Source organism: Nocardiopsis codii (assembly GCF_036327455.1).
Lineage (GTDB): Bacteria > Actinomycetota > Actinomycetes > Streptosporangiales > Streptosporangiaceae > Nocardiopsis > Nocardiopsis codii.
This window is the reverse complement of the sequence record NZ_JAUZMY010000015.1, coordinates 79,308-97,106: the sequence shown is the minus strand read 5'-3', so window position 1 is coordinate 97,106 and position 17,799 is coordinate 79,308. Positions and strand designations below refer to the sequence as shown.

General features: G+C 69.9%; 14 protein-coding genes and 1 pseudogene. 6 read left to right on the top strand and 9 right to left on the bottom strand.

Annotated elements, in window-relative coordinates; genetic code table 11:
• The first annotated feature begins 199 nt into the window (after positions 1 to 199).
• Positions 200 to 433: a hypothetical protein gene (locus Q8791_RS16445; RefSeq protein ID WP_330092594.1), complete on the top strand. Its 234-nt coding sequence runs from the start codon at positions 200 to 202 to the stop codon at positions 431 to 433.
• 51 nt (positions 434 to 484) lie between these two features.
• Here Q8791_RS16445 and Q8791_RS16440 read toward each other — a convergent pair whose 3' ends face one another.
• The 5 genes and pseudogenes from Q8791_RS16440 to Q8791_RS16420 form a co-directional block, all read right to left on the bottom strand.
• Positions 485 to 2,413 carry a caspase, EACC1-associated type gene (locus Q8791_RS16440; protein WP_330092593.1) on the bottom strand — a complete coding sequence of 643 codons (1,929 nt, stop codon included), beginning with the start codon at positions 2,411 to 2,413 and terminating at the stop codon, positions 485 to 487.
• Positions 2,410 to 2,799 (bottom strand): hypothetical protein, encoded by a 390-nt coding sequence (locus Q8791_RS16435; RefSeq protein ID WP_330092592.1) that lies wholly within the window; start codon positions 2,797 to 2,799, stop codon positions 2,410 to 2,412. Before Q8791_RS16435 ends, Q8791_RS16440 begins: the two co-directional genes overlap by 4 nt.
• A 240-nt stretch (positions 2,800 to 3,039) precedes the next feature.
• Positions 3,040 to 3,807 carry a 3'-5' exonuclease gene (locus tag Q8791_RS16430; RefSeq protein WP_330092591.1) on the bottom strand — a complete coding sequence of 256 codons (768 nt, stop codon included), beginning with the start codon at positions 3,805 to 3,807 and terminating at the stop codon, positions 3,040 to 3,042.
• Positions 3,698 to 4,813 carry an alpha/beta hydrolase gene (locus tag Q8791_RS16425; RefSeq protein ID WP_330092590.1) on the bottom strand — a complete coding sequence of 372 codons (1,116 nt, stop codon included), beginning with the start codon at positions 4,811 to 4,813 and terminating at the stop codon, positions 3,698 to 3,700. The genes Q8791_RS16430 and Q8791_RS16425 overlap by 110 nt, the downstream gene beginning before the upstream one ends.
• A 566-nt stretch (positions 4,814 to 5,379) precedes the next feature.
• Positions 5,380 to 6,087, bottom strand: a pseudogene (locus tag Q8791_RS16420) (DUF5710 domain-containing protein); the annotation flags it as partial.
• 580 nt (positions 6,088 to 6,667) lie between these two features.
• Between Q8791_RS16420 and Q8791_RS16415 the strand changes: the two are divergent.
• The 4 genes from Q8791_RS16415 to Q8791_RS16400 all read left to right on the top strand — a co-directional run bounded on the left by Q8791_RS16415 (position 6,668) and on the right by Q8791_RS16400 (position 10,184).
• The gene (locus Q8791_RS16415; protein WP_330092589.1) at positions 6,668 to 6,940 is read left to right on the top strand and encodes a hypothetical protein; all 273 of its coding nucleotides are present in this window, start codon (positions 6,668 to 6,670) and stop codon (positions 6,938 to 6,940) included.
• On the top strand, positions 6,933 to 7,544 hold the full coding sequence (locus tag Q8791_RS16410) for a DUF6879 family protein (RefSeq protein WP_330092588.1): 612 nt from the start codon (positions 6,933 to 6,935) through the stop codon (positions 7,542 to 7,544). Before Q8791_RS16415 ends, Q8791_RS16410 begins: the two co-directional genes overlap by 8 nt.
• A 154-nt stretch (positions 7,545 to 7,698) precedes the next feature.
• Entirely contained in the window at positions 7,699 to 9,990 is a 2,292-nt protein-coding gene (locus Q8791_RS16405; RefSeq protein ID WP_407942009.1) for an ATP-binding protein, read from the top strand.
• Positions 9,888 to 10,184, top strand: a complete 297-nt coding sequence (locus Q8791_RS16400) for a DNA/RNA helicase domain-containing protein (protein ID WP_330092646.1) — start codon at positions 9,888 to 9,890, stop codon at positions 10,182 to 10,184. The genes Q8791_RS16405 and Q8791_RS16400 overlap by 103 nt, the downstream gene beginning before the upstream one ends.
• Before the next feature lie 81 nt (positions 10,185 to 10,265).
• On the opposite strand, the gene idi is transcribed toward Q8791_RS16400, so the two are convergent.
• The 4 genes from idi to Q8791_RS16380 all read right to left on the bottom strand — a co-directional run bounded on the left by idi (position 10,266) and on the right by Q8791_RS16380 (position 14,838).
• Positions 10,266 to 10,874 (bottom strand): isopentenyl-diphosphate Delta-isomerase, encoded by a 609-nt coding sequence (idi, locus tag Q8791_RS16395; protein WP_407942008.1) that lies wholly within the window; start codon positions 10,872 to 10,874, stop codon positions 10,266 to 10,268.
• A gap of 204 nt (positions 10,875 to 11,078) precedes the next feature.
• Complete coding sequence (locus Q8791_RS16390; RefSeq protein ID WP_330092586.1) at positions 11,079 to 11,939, bottom strand: geranyl diphosphate 2-C-methyltransferase; 861 nt, start codon at positions 11,937 to 11,939, stop codon at positions 11,079 to 11,081.
• An 83-nt stretch (positions 11,940 to 12,022) separates the two neighbouring features.
• The gene (locus Q8791_RS16385; protein WP_330092585.1) at positions 12,023 to 13,399 is read right to left on the bottom strand and encodes a family 2 encapsulin nanocompartment cargo protein terpene cyclase; all 1,377 of its coding nucleotides are present in this window, start codon (positions 13,397 to 13,399) and stop codon (positions 12,023 to 12,025) included.
• 35 nt (positions 13,400 to 13,434) lie between these two features.
• On the bottom strand, positions 13,435 to 14,838 hold the full coding sequence (locus Q8791_RS16380; protein WP_330092584.1) for a family 2B encapsulin nanocompartment shell protein: 1,404 nt from the start codon (positions 14,836 to 14,838) through the stop codon (positions 13,435 to 13,437).
• A 618-nt stretch (positions 14,839 to 15,456) separates the two neighbouring features.
• Between Q8791_RS16380 and Q8791_RS16375 the strand changes: the two genes are divergently transcribed.
• Positions 15,457 to 17,670 (top strand): sigma factor-like helix-turn-helix DNA-binding protein, encoded by a 2,214-nt coding sequence (locus Q8791_RS16375; RefSeq protein WP_330092583.1) that lies wholly within the window; start codon positions 15,457 to 15,459, stop codon positions 17,668 to 17,670.
• Positions 17,671 to 17,799 lie beyond the last annotated feature (129 nt).

The window sequence follows — 17,799 nt, the reverse complement described above, 5'->3', positions numbered from 1 at the left end:
CCCCCTCGCCGCCGTGCGCGGCCGTGTCCTGCTTCACGTCAAGGACGTCCGACACGCGCCCCTGCGCCATGTCCCGGTCGGCGCGGGGGGCTTAGTGTTTTCCGGCAGGAAAGCCCGCGAGCGGGCGAAGGAGTGCATCGCCGGGACAACCCATGCCTGTCCGGTCGTTCTGGACCCATCGTCCTACGAAGGCTCCTCCGTGACCGCTGAGGAACTGTTCACCACAGAACCGCAGCACTATGTCGGCACACTCCGCACCGGTCTCGGAGCGACCCTGGAACAGTGGACCGCGGCCCCCGCCGACCTGCTTCTGTCGCCCACCAGGTACCTGCGGTGCGATGATGCGGGCGAGCGGGTACTGGCCGAGGGCTCCTGGCTCTGTCCCGACCGGGATGCCGACTCCCGAACCCTCACCGGCTCGCGGTCCGTGTGACCTGCTCCACCCGGTCCTGAACGGTAAGACCCATCGGCAAGGGCATCGCCGTCAGTGCCCCTCCTCCGGAGGGTCCCGCACCACCACGGTGCCCGCCCAGCTGTCGTGCAGGGCCTGTCCAAGCGGATCCCCCTTCGCGGTGAACGACTCGAAGAAGACCACGAACTGCCCCAGGAACGCGATCGTCTGCGGCAGACCGAACACCGCAGCCCTGCCCGCCGCCTGTCCCCGGCTCAGCCTTCCGCCGTCGGCCGCGTCCACCACCCTGATCCGCAGGAGCATCTTGCCGAAGGTCGCTCCCAGGTGCCGGAGGAAGATCCAGTCGTAGAAGAAGAGCAGCACTCCCCACCCGAGGAAGAACAGGACCAGGACGATGTCGGCAAGCGTGTCCATGGAACTGCTCGGAGCGGACAGGACCGACGCGATCAGCACGACGGCGAAGACCGCGGCTCCGGCGAAGAACAGCACCATCACGTAGTCGATAGTCCGCGCCGCCAAGCGCTGACCGAAGCCGGCGAGCGACCGAGCGGTGGGCGGGACCTGTGAGCCCCGCAGACCGGGGTCGGGTGCCCGCGGTCCGGGGACCACGGGCCCGGAGGCGGTCCCGTTCGCTGGTCGATGCACAGGTGGCGGGGCAGGAGACACGGGGCGCGCCGACACGGCGGCCTGCCCCCCGCCGCCCCCGGTCGATCGCGGCGCCGGAGTCGGTGCGGGCTCAGCGGGCACTGGAGCGGGCACCACTTCCACGCGGACAGACACCGAGGCGCCCCCGGCCCTGCCCTCGAGCACGAGAGGGCCCTCCAGCCTGCCCGTCCGAGCCGTTTCGACGGACACGTCCAGCCCGTCCGTTACCTCCACCACGTGGATCCAGGGCTCCCTGGGATGCGGAACGCACTCGTGTGCCAGCGCTGGACCGAGGAGCTGGACCCTGCGGTGCGGCGCGGGAGAGTCCTGGACCACCCGGCCGAAGTCCAGCGCTCTTGGTGAGGGGCGTACCGCCACTTCGTCCAGGGCGTGGGACGCCTCGTCCGCGATCGACCGGATGTCGTTGAGCACCAGCCCGTGGAGTGCCTGGCTCGCCACCTCGGCAATCTCCGGGTCCGGGCTCTGCAGACGGTCTCGGAGCTCGGGGACCGCTCCACGCCGGGTGAACACGTCAGGACTCGCCACCGCGGACCTCAACGCCTGCGGCAGTCCTTCCGTGTCGGTCCTGCGCCGTTTACTGTGGGCCAGGTAGACGTCGCCCTGCAGGTGGAAGCTGCGGCTGGGCGTCTGGTGCGGGTTCTCCCTGCGGACCTGGTCGTAGACGTAGTCGTACAGCTCGTTGACCGACACACGTCCGTCGGCGTCTAGGTCCGCCTCACCCGAGGCCAGCCCGGCGGCAAGCGCCCGGGTGAACACCGAGGGGCGCACCTGCCGGTCGTCGGCCAACTCCGTGCCCTCGAAGGAGTACTCCATGGCGCTGGAAGCGGTGATCACCGCCCACCCGCGCCCGCTGTCGAATGCTTCTTCGGAGAAGGAGTCGAACACGTTCGCGTTGCCGGACGCGCGGGTGCCCATACCCGTCACGAACGCTCCGCCGTAGCAGCAGTCGAGAAAGAGCACGACGTTGCGCGCCCTCCCCTCGTTCATGCTCCTGCGCACGAAGTCGGCGGAGACCGCGGTCGAGGACAGTCGCCGGGGAACGGTGTCAGCGGCGGCGAAGAAGAGTTCTCCTGAGTCGTTCTTCAATCCGTGGCACGAGAAGTGCAGGAGAAGTGAGTCCTCCCGGTGCCGGTCGGAGAAGAAGTCGTCCACGCGCCTGTTCAGCACGTGCGCTGGCTCGTTGCGCAGGATCTCGACCTCGAACCCGCCGACCTCCGGATCCCGCAGTACGTCGGCCAGGGCGACCGCGTCCTGACCCGGTGACTTCAGACGTTCCAAACCGTCGTCCTGGTAGGTGTCGGTGGCGACGATCAGGGCGTGCCGGATGCCGTTCATGACCCGGCTCCGTCGGATGAGTGGCGGTCGGCGAACAGCTCGAAGGACCGTGCGGCCTGGTCGGGGGTGGCTTCGGAGATCTCCAGGACGTCTCCGTCGATCACCAGCCGGATGGCCGGGCGTTCCCGGCAGCGGGCCCGCCAGTTCCTGACGGCGTCGACGACCGCCCGCAGGGCGTTGGCGGACTGGCCCATGGTGACCAGCAGAGCCCCGGTCTCCGCCACACCCCAAGCGCGTGCCCCGGGTGGTGCCCCACCCCCTCGCGCCGGTGCGACGTCGTCCACGTCGAGCTGGAGCAGTTCGCGTCTGAGCTGGCGTGTCATCTCGTCCACACGGTCGGGGGGTGACCCCTCTTCCGCGACCAGGACCCGTAATGACGTGTCCACCGGACCACACCTCCCCCGGCACGGAGTTCGGCACTCCATACACGAAAGTACACTTCGTACCAGTTTGCTCCTTTTGTTGCTCAATGTGAATTGAACATCCGTGGTGTGCGCGATACCTCCACCTGCCACGGCAGCGGAAATCCTCGACCCGGCCCGTGGGACGGCCGCTCCCCACCGGGCGGACCCGTTGATATCCCCCGACGGGACCCGCCCTCGTCCCGAAGCCGGGTCCCGTCCGTGTCAGATCGTCCTACAGCAGCGCGTTCGGGGGCTTGAACAGCCCGTCTCCCAGGTTCGCTTCCTCTGCCTGTGCCTTTTCTCCTGTGCCGGTGGGACGGGCGCGGCTGCCAGAGCGGTGGCGTTCGGGGGCAGGAACCGGCTGGGCTCACCGTGCCAGGAGACCAGCAGCGAGTCGCGCGCACGCGTGGCCGCCACGAAAAGCAGGGACCGGGCCATCTGGAGTTCACTGCGATACCGGGCCGGGTCACTGTCCTTGTAGCGGTCCACACTGGAGTGGGGCACCAGCCCGTCGGTCATGCCGGCGACCATCATGTGCTGGTACTCCAGCCCCTTGTACCGGTGCAGAGTACCCACGTGCACGGACTCCTCGTGGCCGGCAGGCGGCCCTTCGGGGCGCAGGGACGCGGCGCTGATCCTCGCCCGGACGAGTCCGCGCTCCAGCTCGCCGACCATGTCGCGATGGGGCACCGCCACCGCGATGGACGCGAGCTTCCCCTCGGCCTGCGCCTGCTCCCTGATCGCGCCGATCCGCGCCACCAGGGCGTCGATCTCGTCCTCCCACGTGTCGGCCCCGTGGAAGGACGGCCACGGTCCGCGCAGGACCGAGCGATAGCCTCGGAGGGTGTCGATGCCCTCGTCGAGGTCGTCCCAGGTCTCCTCACCCAGCAGACCCAGGGCGGAGCCGAGGATCTCGCGAGTGGTGCGGTAGCTGAGGGTCAGCCGCGCAGAGCGCCCGACGATGTTGATGCCCAGGCTGCCCAGGGACACCTGATTGCCGTAGATGCACTGGGAGGTGCCTGCGCAGGAAGTCGTCCACGGTCGCGAATCCGAAGGTGGTCCGTACTTCCCCGGCGTCGGGCTCGGCCGTACGGCGCCGCGCGGCTCGGGCCGCCCCTTCCAGCTCCAGGCGGCCGTCGTCCATCACCGCCGCGGGCTGTCCGTCGAGACCGCCCGCCTCGTTGAGGAACCCGTGCTTGTAGCCGTCGAGGAGGTAGAGCTCGCTCGACGCGCCGGCAGCGGCCAGGGCGTCGTGCAGGAGTTCGCTCTGCCTGTACGAGACCAGGTCGTCGACGGTCCCGTGGGAGAGCTGGAACGGCGGTGCGTCGGCGTGGACCCAGGTCAGAGGGCAGGCGTACCGCGCCGCGTCCACGAGCTCGGCCGGAGCTCCGCCCAGCAGCCGGCCTTCTGGGGAGGCCGCGGCGTCCGCATCAGAGTGCCCGGACTGGGCCTCGGCGACCACGACGGCAAGGTCCACGGGGGCGTAGGAGGCGACGACGGCCTGCACCGACGGGTCGCCGCCGGTGTCCTCCTCGTCGACCAGGGCGCCGATGTGGCCGGTAAGGCCCGCCAGCGCGGCCAGGTGACCGCCGGCGGAGCCGCCCCACACCCCGATCGCCTGCGGATCGAGCCCGAACCCTTCCGCGTGCCTGCGCAGGAAGCGGATCGCGGCCCGCACATCGTGCAGCTGGGCAGGGAAGGACTCCTGATCGGAGAGCCGGTAGTCGATGCTCGCGAAGGCGTATCCACTGGCGCGCACTCGGCGTACGAGGTCCGGTGCCTGGGTGCGGTCACCGGCGTACCAACCGCCCCCGTGCACCCAGAGCACGACCGGCACGGGACGTTCGGCGGAGGCCGGCCGGTACAGGTCGAGCAGCAGGTCGCCGGTGTCGCGCCGCGCGAAGACGAATGCGGTGTCGACCGCGACCCGGCAGGAGGACGTCGAGGCGGTATCGGGGTCGGAGTCCGCAGAAGGGGATGTGGAGGCATGGCTCATACCGTCCATGGTGCTGTGCGCGAGGGCCTGAGACACCACGGGAAGGGCACGACTTCCCGCCGAACCGTGGTCACCCTCGAAGCGGAGGCCGCCCGACCGCAGGGCATCGCCTCGTCGAAGGTACGGCGCCGAACCTCGCGGCCGATACCCCCTACGCCCCCGGGGTCCGCTCGTGCGGCCGGGCGCACCTACCTTGCCGAGACCGGGGACAGCGTCACCCTTCCCGATCTGGAGCCGGTGTTCCCAGAGGTAAATCCGTGGGTGGTGGTGTCGCGGGTGACCGAGTGGGGCGGACGGCCGGTCGCCGTCCTCGTCGAGGAACAGGACTACCCGCAGGAGCTTCCGGCGCGGTTGTGCCATCTGTTCCTGGACACGGACACCCCGGAGAAGGTCGTCATCCCCTGGTCGGTGCCGCCACAGGTGTGTGACCTTCTGGTCACCCCCGCCGGCACGATCGTGGTCTCCTCTGCCGAGGGCGTCCACGTGCTCGACGTCGACCCCGGGGAGACTGCCCGCACCGGCCCGACCGATTTGAGCCCGTCGCCCCGAGCGCCCGCTTCACACCACCACGGTGCCCGCTGCCGCGACAGCTCTCTCCGTGCGTCCTCGGCTCGCTGCCATGCTTCGGGCGGAGGCTGGACGGTGACCCCGACCCCCGTCAACATGCGCAGGTCCAACTCCCACACCACGCTCGAACGGCGTTCCCACAGCGCGAACGCCTCGCTGACATGTCGCCGGGCGGCTGCGGGAGAAGCACCGGTGACCGCGATCAGGTGAGACATCGCCTGGTCGGCCATCCCTCGCACCTGGGCCAGACCGAAGTGGGTGACAGTGTGGCAGGGGGTACAGACGCAGATCAGCCGCCGCAGGGTCTGTGTCCTGGTCCGCTCGTCGAAGGTCCACCTCTCATGTACCTCCAGCCAGCGCCTCTCTTCCCGATCCGCGCTCGCTCCGCACACCTCGCACACCTGACCGGCCCGGTTCGCGACCGTGCGGCGCAACCGTTCCCAGTCCTGCGGTGACACACACGAACGCACATTGGTGAACCAGCAGGTGGTGGGGACCAGGTCGACGAACAACCCCGAACCCAGCGAACGGTCCTCGCCTGGCAACAGGTCGGGGATGTCAGGACGGGCCACCCAGCGCTCCAGCCCTGCGAGTCCGGGCCGGGGCGCGAACCAGCGACGCGCCTGGGGGTCCCACCTCGCACCCTCCGCCTTGGCCAGGTCCTTCTCCGTGTAGGGGACATCCAGCCAGATTCGCTCGGCAGGCACCGTACTCCTCGCATGGTGGGGGGGTGTGATGGCGCAGCGACTCTAGTGGCGGAGGTGAAGAGAAGTCCGCTCATTCAGATGACCGAAAACGGCCACAAGAAAGAGCCTTTCGCCCCTTGTGCCAGCAACATCTATTTTGCCCCTCACTGCGTTGATCATGCATCATGCCTGATCAAACCGAAGCACTTGGCTCCCACCCATTCCGAAGCGACAGCTCCAGAGCACCGTCCTGGACACACAGGGTCGACAAGAACGATTGAATGCGACTTTTCATACTCAGGAACCGCGTCGACATCAGCGCATGATCCAGCCACTTTTTTCACCTGGATACGGCCAGGGCTCCCATGAGAAACGACCCTCCTGCAGCCCACACACCGTGTCCCACGAGCCCCGTGAACTGCCCTTCGCCTTGGTCGACCGGCCGCCCGACTCCGTCCAACGCCGCCCGCAAGCCCTGTCGACACAGGGAACCAGGCCGTGACCCTCCGGTACTCAAATCTGCCTCCGAGCAATGAACGTTTCATGTTACTTTTCTCGGAAAACGCACTCACCCTGGATCAGAGAACGCGGAAGGGAAGCGATGGTACGCCACCACTGGGAGGCGGACGCGACGGCGGAGATGACACGAAGGCTCGGAGCTTCACCCGCCGAGCTTGGCAATTCGGACAACGTGGGCAAGTGTCCGGATATCTGGGAACTCGACAACGGCGACATCGCGGTCATCGGTCGTGATCTGACCGATTCCTACGCCCGACGACTTCCCAGGGGTGTGACCATCGCGCAGAACGAGCGGCTGGTCATCATCCCGCGGTCGACCCTGATCTCTGCGAAATCGGATATTCCTGATGCTTGACACCATACATTCCCTTCCCGGCGATCACTTGGACCTCTCGGACTACGACGAGGACTTCGACGAACGCTTCTCCTCGCTCCGCAATGCCGATGCCTGGAAGCTCGAACGACAGCAGGCGTTCCATCAGCCGGAGAGTGACAGCTGGATGGCGTTCCTCCAAGACCTGCGCGGGGAGTCCTTGCGTCTGCTGGAGGCCAGGCGTCCCGCCCTGCGCGAGCAGTTCGAACGGCTCACCCAGGCAGGGTGCGCGGTTCGGCGGGTCCGGGTCGTGGAGAAACCCTTCCCAACCTACCTGCTGTGGGAACTGCACTCACTTCGGGTCCGTGCCCAGTGCGGCGAGGACATCCGGGTCATCTCGCCTGACCCGCTCGCGGCCTTCGAGCGGGAGCGTCCCGTTCCGGAGATCGTCGTCCTCGGAGACACGGTGGCCTACAGCGTCCTCTACGACGCGGAGGGCGTGGCCGAAGGCGCGATCCGGTTCACCGACCCCGCCGTCATCGAGGGATGCCGGTCCGAGATCGCGGCGCTGCACAGGCGGGCCGAAGTCCTGGAGGACTACTTCGTCCGCGAGGTGTCCGACACGGAATCCACCCGTGCCCGATAGCCGCACACCCCAGCACGGTGAGGAACCCGAGGAGAAGCCGCCGGCGAACACGCGGTCACGCATGTCCGATGTCTCCGGCCGGGCGGTGCAGGCGCGGGACGTCCGCGGCGGGGTGCACTTCCACGCGGACCGTTCGGAGCGCTTCAGTGCCCCCGTGCCCAGACAGTTGCCCGGGGACGTACGCGGGTTCGTGAACCGTACCGGGGAACTCGAGGTGCTCAGCAGCCGCCTGCCGGGCACCGGGCAGGGCGCGGACGGGCCCTCAGAAGCCACGATCCACGTCGTCGTCGGCACAGCAGGGGTGGGCAAGACCGCGCTCGCTCTGCGCTGGGCTCACCGGGTCCACGACCACTTTCCCGACGGTCAGCTCTATGTCGACCTCCAAGGCTACGGCCCCGGCCTGCCTGCGGCCCCGGAGCAGGTGCTGGAGCGTTTCCTGCGGGCGTTCGGTGTCTCCGCCGGATCGATTCCCCCCGACACCGACAGCCGAGCCGCCCTCTACCGGTCCTTCCTGGCGCGTAAGCGCGTTCTGATCCTGCTGGACAACGCCTCGACCGCCGCCCAGGTCCGTCCGCTGCTACCGGGGTCCTCCGAGTGCGCGGTCGTCATCACCAGCAGGGACCGGCTGTCCGGCCTGGTCGCCAGGGACGGGGCACAGCGCCTCACCGTGCGTACCCTCGACCCCGCCGAGGCGGTGGAACTCCTGGAGTACGTGACCGTCCACCACCGGCCCCAGGACGACCCCCAGGAAGTCGCCGAACTCGCCCGCCTGTGCGGGCAGCTCCCGTTGGCCCTGCGCATCGCCGCAGAACGCGCGGCCAGCCGTCCGCACATGCCGCTCGCCGACCTCATCCAGGATCTGCGTGACGAGTCCGCGCTGTGGGACGCCCTGGCCACCGACGACGAGGAGGAGGCCGACACCGTTCGCTCCGTCTTCGCCTGGTCCTACCGGGTCCTTCCCCAGGACGCCGCGCGGCTGTTCCGGCTCCTGGGCCTTCACCCCGGACGGGATTTCGACGTCGGGGCTGCGGCCGCCCTCGCGGATCTGCCCGTCCGTCGCGCCCGGCGCTCCCTGGACAGCCTCGTCGGCGCCCACCTGCTGGAACAGACCGGCGCGGACCGCTACCGGTTCCACGACCTGATCCGCTCCTACGCGATGGACCAGGTGCGCGACGAGGAGGAGCCCTACCTGCGGCGTGCGGCGCTGGAGCGGCTCCTGACCTGGTATCTGCGCACCGCCTACGCGGCGGTCCAGGTCGTCGACACCAACCTGCGACGCCCGGAGCCCGACGAGATACCCACCGGCGCGGGACAGGAGTCGGCCGCCCGGTTCGACACCGTGCCGGCCGACAACTCCGGCGCGCTCCGATGGTTCGAACTGGAGTCGGCGAACCTGATGGCCGCGGCGGAGACAGCTGCTGTGCAAGGGTTCGACCACCTCACCTGGCGTCTCCCCTACGTCCTGGGGCACTTCCCCGTGCACGGCCAGGCGTGGATCGGCGCCCTCGATCGCGGGCTGGTGGCTGTGCGACACGAGAACCGTCCCAGGGCAGAGTCCGACCTGTGGGAGCACCTGGGCATAGCCCACCTGCAGTCCAACCGGCCCGTCGAGGGGATCGAGCGCCACACGCGTGCCCTCGAACTGCGACGGGAGCTGGGTGACGAACCGGGGATGGTCATGTCCCTGAACGCCCTCGGCCTGGCCCATCTGCGCGGCCACCGACTCGACGAGGCACGTGACCATCTCGAACGTGCCGGCGCGGCCGCCCGGGACCTCGGTGACCGGCTGTGGGAAGGAATCGCTCTGGGGAACCTGGTCCGCTGCCTCCTGGACCTGGGACTGCGTGAAGACGCGGTGGCCCTGGCCGAACAGGCTCTGGAGATCCACCGGGAGACCGGCAACCGGATGAGCGAGTTCGCCTGTTTGACCTCCCTGAGCGCGGCCCTGCGGGAGCTGGACCAGGCCGACCGGTCCCTGGAACTGACACGGCTGGCACTGGAGATCGCGCAGGATCTCGAGCACACCGATCGCGAAGGATTCGCCCTCCTGGAGCTCGGTCGGATCCACACGCTGCTTCAGCGACCGGAGGAGGCCCTGGCCAGCTTCCACGAGGCTGCGGGCCTGCACCGTTCGATCGGCGACCACGTCCGCGAGTCCGAATCCTTCGAGGGCGTGGGCGAGGTCTATGCATCCCTCGACCGCCTCGAAGAGGCGGCACAGTTCTACCGCCAGGCAGCCAACGGCTATCGAAGGAACGGGGCCCGGTGGAACCTGGCGGTCAGCCTGAACCGTCTGGCCGTCGTGGCGACTCGGAACGGTGACCCTGGGAAGGCCCAGGTGCACTGGCGCGAAGCCCTGGACGCCCTCGCGGGCTTCACCGATCCCGGTGCGGAGCGTCTGCGCGAGACGATCACCGCCACGGTGCGCCCTGGCACCGACCCCTGAATCCGTTCAAAGGCATAACCGAACGCTGGGGACCCGGCTCTACGGGGACGAAGACGACCGACACCGAGGCCGAGGCGCTCATCCGCAACACCTACAAGGTGCTGCTCACACGTGGGATGCGGGGCACGGTCCTGTACTCGACGGACTCCGAGACGCAGGAGTTCCTGACCGGGCTGACCTCGAAGGCGGGCTGAGCACGGTCACCGGGAGGTTCCGGGGGCCGTCGGCAGGATGATCCGGTCCGCCGACGGACCCCGAAGCGCGTCCAGGGCCGACTACCAGCCGGCGGCGGGCGCCAGTTCGCGGAGCCCCGGCCGGGCCGCGTCAAGCACCGTCGCGAACCACACCGAGAACGGGTCCGCGCGCACCAGCTTCGCCAGCTCCTCCGGTTCGACGAAGGCCGTCTCGGCGATCTCGTCCGGGTCGGGGCTCAGCCCGTCGTCCACCAGGCCCACGAACAGGTGGTTGTACTCCTGCTCGACCAACCCGGAGTCCGGGTCCGGGTGGTGGTAGCGCACGGTGCCGGCCTCGCGCATCAGCGCGGGCGCCACGCCCAGCTCCTCGCCGACGCGGCGGGCGGCGGCCGCGAACGGCGGTTCCCCGGGGTACGGGTGGCCGCAGCAGGTGTTCGACCAGACGCCGGGCGAGTGGTACTTGCCCAGGGCGCGGCGCTGGAGCAGGAGGCGGCCCCGGCCGTCGAGGAGGAAGACCGAGAAGGCCCGGTGCAGCCGCCCGGGGGCGAGGTGCGCGGAGAGCTTCTCGGCCGTGCCGATGGTGGTTCCCGCCTCGTCGACCAGTTCGAGCATGATCCGGCCGTCCGCGGTGTCCGCGGGCGGGGCGGTGGCGGCGGTTCCGGTGTGTGCGGTGGCGGGGCTCGTGGTCATGAACGTCCTTCGGTTCGGCGGACGGGGAGGGGCGGACGGCACCCGTGCTGCGGGTCAGTCGCCCCGTCACCCCGTCCGCGGTTGCGGTCCCCCGAGACGCGGCCTCACAGCCTGTGTCCTACGGCGCTCGGGGATACGGGGTCGGGAACGAGGCGCGGGCGCCCACCGTCACCGCCGGGAGCGCCCGCGTGCACAGCCTGGAGGTCAGACCTTGTCGGCGGCGATGAGGAGGTAGTGGAAGCTGCCCTCCTTGTACGCGGTGAGGAACGGGTCCTCGACGCCGGTGGCGACCGAGGACTGCGCGCGCAGCTCCCAGTACGGGATCGTGTCCGCGGTGAGGTCGATGACGTTGATGGGGACGAGGTTGTTGGCCGCCATCGCCTTGAAGTACTCGCTGCGGGGGTGGATGTTGCACGTGTACTGCTCGTCGATGCGGCTGACCGCCTTGGAGCGGCCGCCGGTCACGTCGTTGGAGCAGCCGGTGATGGTGACGTAGCGCCCGCCGTGCTGCAGCAGGCGGGAGTGCTCGCTGAACAGCTCGAACAGGTCGACGTACATGGTGGACTCGTTGTTCCAGCTGGCACGCAGGGACCCCGTCTCGAAGCCGGTGTCCAGCATGTTGCGGAAGTGGAAGCGCACCTTGTCGTCCACGCCCCGGTCGCGCGCCTGCTCGTTGGCGAAGTCGACCTGCTGCTGCGAGATGGACACACCGTCCACATAGCAGCCGAAGCGCTGGTTGGCCATGAAGCTGGTGCCGCCACGGCCGGAACCGGTGTCCTGGATGCGGTCCTCGGGCCTGATGTTGCCGAGGTGGTCGATGAGCACGTTCGCCTGGGCCGTCTCGAGGCGGTGCAGCTCCTCGATGATGCGCTCGTCGCGGGTCTCCTCCGGGCCCGCCAGGACGGACGGGTCGTAGTCTCCCAGCCCGTAGTGGTGGTGGAAGAAGCCGTCCACCTCGCCGAGGCGGATGTTGACGGGGTCCTTCTCCGCGTTCCAGTACTCGGCCACGGACTTCTGGTAGGCCGTGCGCAGCACGTTGTCCGAGGAGGGCATGGTCGTGGTCATCGGGTGTACTCCTTGTGGTGGTTTCCGCGCGGCCCGGGCAGGGCCCGGGCCGCGGTGGTGACGTTCAGGGGGTCGTGTCCCCCTCAGGTGGCGCCCGTCCCGTGGTAGCGGGCGGTGCGGGCGTGCCATTCGCGGCTCCCGCCGCACCAGGCCCACACGCCGGCCAGGAACCGGCGCAGCTCGGGCGAGCCGGTGAGGGCCAGGGCGGAGGCCTCCGCCTCGTAGGTGTGCATCAGCTCGTCGTGGAGCACGACGGTGCGCTCGATCGCCTCGCGCTCGGAGCACCCGTCCTCGGTGGCGATCAACCGTGGGACGCTGAAGTCGGAGGGGTCCTCCTTGCCCATCGAGTACAGGTCGTTCACGATCACGCTCGCCGAGCCGGCCATGGTGAACAGGCGACGCACCCTGGGGTCGGAGAACTCCTCCGCGGGGAGCTCGTAGCCGGCGACCGTGTCGATGAGCGCCATGCAGGGCACGAAGCTGTTCTCGTGCCGGTGCATGAGGAACTCCCAGACCGGCGGCCGCTGCCCCGTCGCCGCCCAGACGCCCTCCTGGTTGTAGGCCACGAACATGATGGCCAGCTCGTGGCGGAGCCTGCGCACCTGGGCCGACGAGCCGTAGCGGGCGAGGTTCTTCAGGCTGGAGCGCAGGGCGACCATCACCGGATCGCCCTGGACGACCTCCTCCAGCTGGGGCGCGTAGCTCAGCGGGAGGTGGGCCTGGTCGATCACCGAGTGGGCGATGGCCAGACGCTGGCCGAGCAGTTCCGGCTGCGCCTCCTCGACCTCGCCGTCGACGTAGTGGTCGTCCACGGACCACTCAGCCAGGGCGCACTTGGCCGCCGCCAGCAGCCGTTCGGGATCGTCCGTCTCGGGGTGGGCGAGCATGATGAGGCGTCCGAAGCCGGCCGACCTGACACGGTCGAGCTGGCCGGGGTAGACCCCCACCTCCTCCGCCCACTCGACGAGCCGGTCGTCGACCTCGTCGCCCAGGGCCGGGTCGTCGCGGAGGGCCGGCGGGCAGTACAGCACGGGCACGGCGGACGCGCTGTCCGCCGGTGGGCGTCGGGACTCCGCCGGGCGGATGGTGCCCGGAGACCTCCCTCCCCCGTGGGAGCCGATGTTCCCCGCGCCGGGCGGCGTCGCGGGGATCCGCGGGACGGACCGTGCTCCGACCCCGGCAGGGCTCGGGGCCGGGGCCCCGAGGGGGACCGCGGCGCGCTGCCGGGCGGGCGGGGCCGGGAGCCGGATCGTGGCCGCCGAGACGCCGAGCCCCGTGGGCCCGCCGGGGAGGCGCGGAGCGGAGGGGCCCTCCGGCGTGCCCCCCTGCGGTGCCGGTACAGCCGGGGGCGCCAGCAGGTCCGGTCTTCCGGGTCGGTTGGAGTCGCGGAGCAGGGCGTCCACCAGGTCCGCCGCCTTGTGGGTGGCGGTGGAGGCGGACATCCGGGTCAGCAGTGACACCGTCTCAGTCCTCCTTCCCTGACAGTGTCGGGCGCTCAGGCACGGGGCCGGACCTCGGCGTTCTCCAGGATGCCGATGGCGTCGGGGACGAGCACCGCGGCGGAGAAGTAGGTGCTGACCAGGTAGGAGATGATCGCCTTGTCGTCGATGCCCATGAACCGCGCGTTGAGGCCGGGCTCGACCTCGTCGGGGAGCCCGGTCTGGTGCAGCCCGATGACCCCCTCGTTGTCCTCGCCGGTGCGGATGGCGATGATCGACGAGGTCTGGTGCTCCGAGACGGGGATCTTCCCGCACGGGAGGAGCGGCACGCCGCGCCACGCGGGCAGGTGGTGCCCGTTGACGTCGACCGTGCCGATGTTGAGGCCGCGCTTGTTGCACTCCTTGCCGAAGGCGGCGATGGCGCGGGGGTGGGCGAACATGAACTGGGTGTTGCGGCGCATGCTCAGCAGGTCGTCGAGGTCGTCCGGGGTGGGCGGTCCCTCGTGGGTCTGGATCCGCTGCTTGAAGTCGGCGTTGTGGAGCAGGCCGAAGTCGCGGTTGTTGACCAGTTCGAACTCCTGGCGCTCGCGGAGCGCCTCGATGGTCAGACGCAGCTGCTGCTCGGTCTGGTTCATCGGCTTGTTGTAGAGGTCCGCGACCCGGGAGTGCACGCGGAGCACCGTCTGGGCGACGCTCAGCTCGTACTCGCGGGGCTTGAGCTCGTAGTCCACGAAGGTGCCGGGCAGCTCCATCTCCCCGACGTGGCCGGAGGACAGGGCGATCTCGGCCTCGCCGTGCTTGTTCTGCCGGTGCTCGGGCAGGGACAGGAACTGCTGCACCTGGGCCTGGAGGCTGGGCGAGTCGTCGAGGATGGCGATGAAGTCCCGGCGGGGCAGCTCCAGCAGGACTCCGGAGGTCGCCGCCTTGACGGTGTAGTCCCAGAGCGGTTCGGTCGCGAGGAGGTAGCGGTCCCCGAACTTGTCGCCGTCGGCCAGGATGCCGAGGCGGTTGACCTCGCCGTAGTGGCCGTTGCTGGTCTTGTGCACGCGGCCGTGCGCCAGGAGGTAGAGGGTGTCGGCGGGGGTCCCCTCCTGCGCCAGGACCTGCCCCGCCTCGAACTCGCGCTGGACGAAGCGTCCGGCCAGGGCCTCCAGGACCTCAGTGTCCTCGTAGCCGCGCAGCAGGGAGAGCTCGCCGAGCTCGCCCGGGATGACGCGGACCTCGGAACCGGTCTGGTCGAAGTCGATCCGGCCGTCGCCGATGGTGTAGGTCAGGCGCCGGTTGACCCGGTAGGCGCCGCCGTCGGCCTGGACCCACGGGAGCGTCTTCAGCAGCCAGCGGGAGCTGATGCCCTGCATCTGCGGCGCGGACTTGGTGGTGGTGGCGAGGTTGCGCGCCGCCGCGGTCGCCAGGCTCCGCTGCTCGCTGGTCCGTACCTCGGGGGCTGAGTCGATCGACATCCGGGCTGTGTCTCCTCGTGGTGGTCGTTGTACCCGTCCCGCGTGCCCCCTGGGGACCCGCGGGACGGGCGAGGGGAAGGAGGGTTGGCTGATCGCCTACGCGAGCCGCCCAGCGCTGGTGGACCCAGAACCGCGCCCCGTAAACCGCTGATCACCATAGGAGAGAGCTTGAGGACACGGCAGCGAAATCGCTTTTTTTCGCTTATACGAAGGAGACTCGGAATCCGACGCCCGCGCCCGTACATTCATGAGGAAACCGCGAGGATACTCAGATCCCCACCTTCAACACCAGCTCAAACCCGTCACTTAAGGGCACCAAAGACAACAAAAAGGCACCACTATTCGCCACACCATGCCTTAAATCCTTTTGCGTAGAATAATCCTTCTCGGAGGACATGTCCCAATATGATCCCCCGGAAAAAAGGGAGGCCTCAGCAATCGCCTCCGCTCCACGCAAGGGGTTTACGGCCGCCCGATTACAAGGCCTCGTATGACCCCAAAGCGAACACCTGGTCCGGACCCGGCCTGGCCGAAGCCGGACGTCGTGGCCGGGACGCCGGGGCCGGGACGCCGGCGCTCGAAAGGGAACTGTCAGCGGCCGCCTCTAGCGTGAGCCCGATGCCGTCCCGCGACGTGAGAGGCCCCTCCTTGTCCCGGCCTGTCGACTTCCGACTCACCGATCTCGTACCCGCTCTCGACCGCACCTGCGACGACCTCGTCACCGAGTCGCTCGGCCACCCGTCCCTTCCCGAGGAACGCTGGTGGCGCCGACTGCGCCTGCCCCTCGTTCTGGGCAGGGTCGGGGCGGACCACCTCGCGGCCGGGATGGCCCGGCTCGCGCTCCGGCGCTGGGAGGGGCAGACCCCGGGCGAGGTGATGCCGGCGCTGTACGTGTCCGGCCTACCGGGAGCGGGAGGCGATGAGAACCCGGACCACGAGCAACTCCTCAGCACCCCCCTGTGGCGCCTGACCGCGGAGACCGACGAGGGCCGGGTCGGGGCGGTGCTCCGCGACGGCTTCCTGTCCGTCCTCGAACGGCTGCCCCGGGAACAGGGCCGGGACGACCGACGTGAGGAACCGGCGGCTGCACCGGCATCCCGACCGGCCGAGTCGACCGGGCCGGCCGAGCCGGTCCGCGAGGCCGGAGCGGGGAAGGCCGCAGCCGGGGCGAGCACCGGTGATCCCGACCCCTCCTCCCCGGTCTCCCCAGCCCACGCCGAACCACCTGCCGGCACACCGGACACCCCCGCGCCCGTCAGTGCCGTCCCGGAGCCCCGCCCTGCCGCCGACCACCTCCGGGAGCCGGAACCGGCGGTCCGCCCGGAACTGACCTCCGTTTCCCTGCTCTCCGAGGTCGACTCCTGGTTCGCGGTGGGCGACGAGCGGCACCGCGCGGTGGCCTCCCGGCGGATCTTCACCGACTCGCCCGACACCCTCGACACGATCGGCGCCGACTTCGGAGTCACACGGGAGCGGATCCGACAGATCCACAAACAGGTCGAGCAGGACCTTCGCTCCTGGTCGGAGTCCCCGTTCGGCGACACCCTGCGCGCCCATGTGGACTCCGTCTCCGCCCGGCTGGGCACGGCCGCTCCTCTCGACGCCTTCTGGGCGCTGCGCCCCGAGCACACACTCACCGTGCCGTCGCTGGGCATCCCGCTGGGACGCGTCGTCCTCGGCATGCTTCCCGCACACCACCGCACAGCGGAGGACTGGCTCGTGACCGAGTCCGCCGACACCCTCGCCACGGATGTGGCGGCCCTGTTGGAGACCAGGGCCGCCCTGCCGCTCACCGAAGTGCTGGAAACCGCCCACGCGTCAGGCGTCCTCACCGAACACGCGCGGGCGTGGCTGGAGACCCTGCCGCAGACCCGCGTCGTGGCCGACCGTCTCGTCCGCTGGGGCCGCAGTCTTCCGGACAAGGCGTTCGCGGTCCTCTCCGCTCTGGAGCGGCCCCTGCACGTCGACGAGCTCATCTCCCACATCGGCGGCGGCTTCAACGAGGCCGGTTTCCGCGACCGGATCCACAACGACGACCGCCTCATCCGGCGCGACCGCCGCGTGTTCGGACTGCGCGCGTGGGGCGGCGAGGAGTACCTGGGGGTCGAGGAGACGATGCGCCGCGAACTGGGGCGGGCCGGCGGTCAGATGCACGTGACGGAGCTCGCCGAGCTCATCTCCAGCCGGTTCGACGTCACGGAGGGGTCCGTGCGCGCCCTGGCCGCGGGCAGCGAGTTCACCCGCCCCCGTGCCGGCTGGGTCGGGCTCCCCGACGGTTCCGCGCCCGCAGCCGATTCCTACCGGCCCCGGCGCACCGTGGAGAGGACCCGCCGCTGCTTCCGCACCGACGGCACCTGGTGGCTGCGCCTGGACCTCAACGCCGAGCACCTGCGCGGCTCGGGTTTCCCCATGCCGATCGGTTTCGCGTCGTGGGCGGGCATGTATCCCGGAGCGCGGACCCCGGTGCGGATCGGGGACCGTGACGCTGTGGCGGCCTGGAAGAACCAGCCGCTGATGAGCTCGGTCCGGACGCTCCTCCTCGAGGCGGACGCCACCGAGGGCGACCACGCCTTTATCACGATCTCCGAGGGCCGTGTCGTGTGCCGGGTGTCCCCCGCCGAGTGCCCGCACACCGCACCGCTGTCCCGGGCACTGCACCTGGCCGGGGTCACCGGAACGGGCGGCGGCCCGGGCTCCGTGTCCGCCCTGACCGCGGCGATCGGTCTCGAACCGGGCGCCTCCCTCCAGGAGGCCCGGGAGCACCTCGCCGACCGCGGGGACAGCGACATCCTCGCGGTGCTCGGGAGCACTGCGGAGGAGGTGCGCGGATAGGGGGACGCCCCCGTGTCGCGCTGCGCCGTCGGAGCCGGACGGCAGCGTACGGACGGCTCCTGGCGGGAGTCCTCGCCGAGCGGAGTCCGGTGGGGCCGTCAGCGGGGTGGGCCGCGTGGAGGCCGAGGG

Coding starts and splice junctions, on each gene's coding strand:
- Q8791_RS16415 (WP_330092589.1), top strand. CDS start 6,668: ATGGTACGCCACCACTGGGAGGCGGACGCGACGGCGGAGATGACACGA.
- idi (WP_407942008.1), bottom strand. CDS start 10,874: ATGACCACGAGCCCCGCCACCGCACACACCGGAACCGCCGCCACCGCC.
- Q8791_RS16390 (WP_330092586.1), bottom strand. CDS start 11,939: ATGACCACGACCATGCCCTCCTCGGACAACGTGCTGCGCACGGCCTAC.
- Q8791_RS16440 (WP_330092593.1), bottom strand. CDS start 2,413: ATGAACGGCATCCGGCACGCCCTGATCGTCGCCACCGACACCTACCAG.
- Q8791_RS16410 (WP_330092588.1), top strand. CDS start 6,933: ATGCTTGACACCATACATTCCCTTCCCGGCGATCACTTGGACCTCTCG.
- Q8791_RS16380 (WP_330092584.1), bottom strand. CDS start 14,838: ATGTCGATCGACTCAGCCCCCGAGGTACGGACCAGCGAGCAGCGGAGC.
- Q8791_RS16375 (WP_330092583.1), top strand. CDS start 15,457: ATGCCGTCCCGCGACGTGAGAGGCCCCTCCTTGTCCCGGCCTGTCGAC.
- Q8791_RS16425 (WP_330092590.1), bottom strand. CDS start 4,813: ATGAGCCATGCCTCCACATCCCCTTCTGCGGACTCCGACCCCGATACC.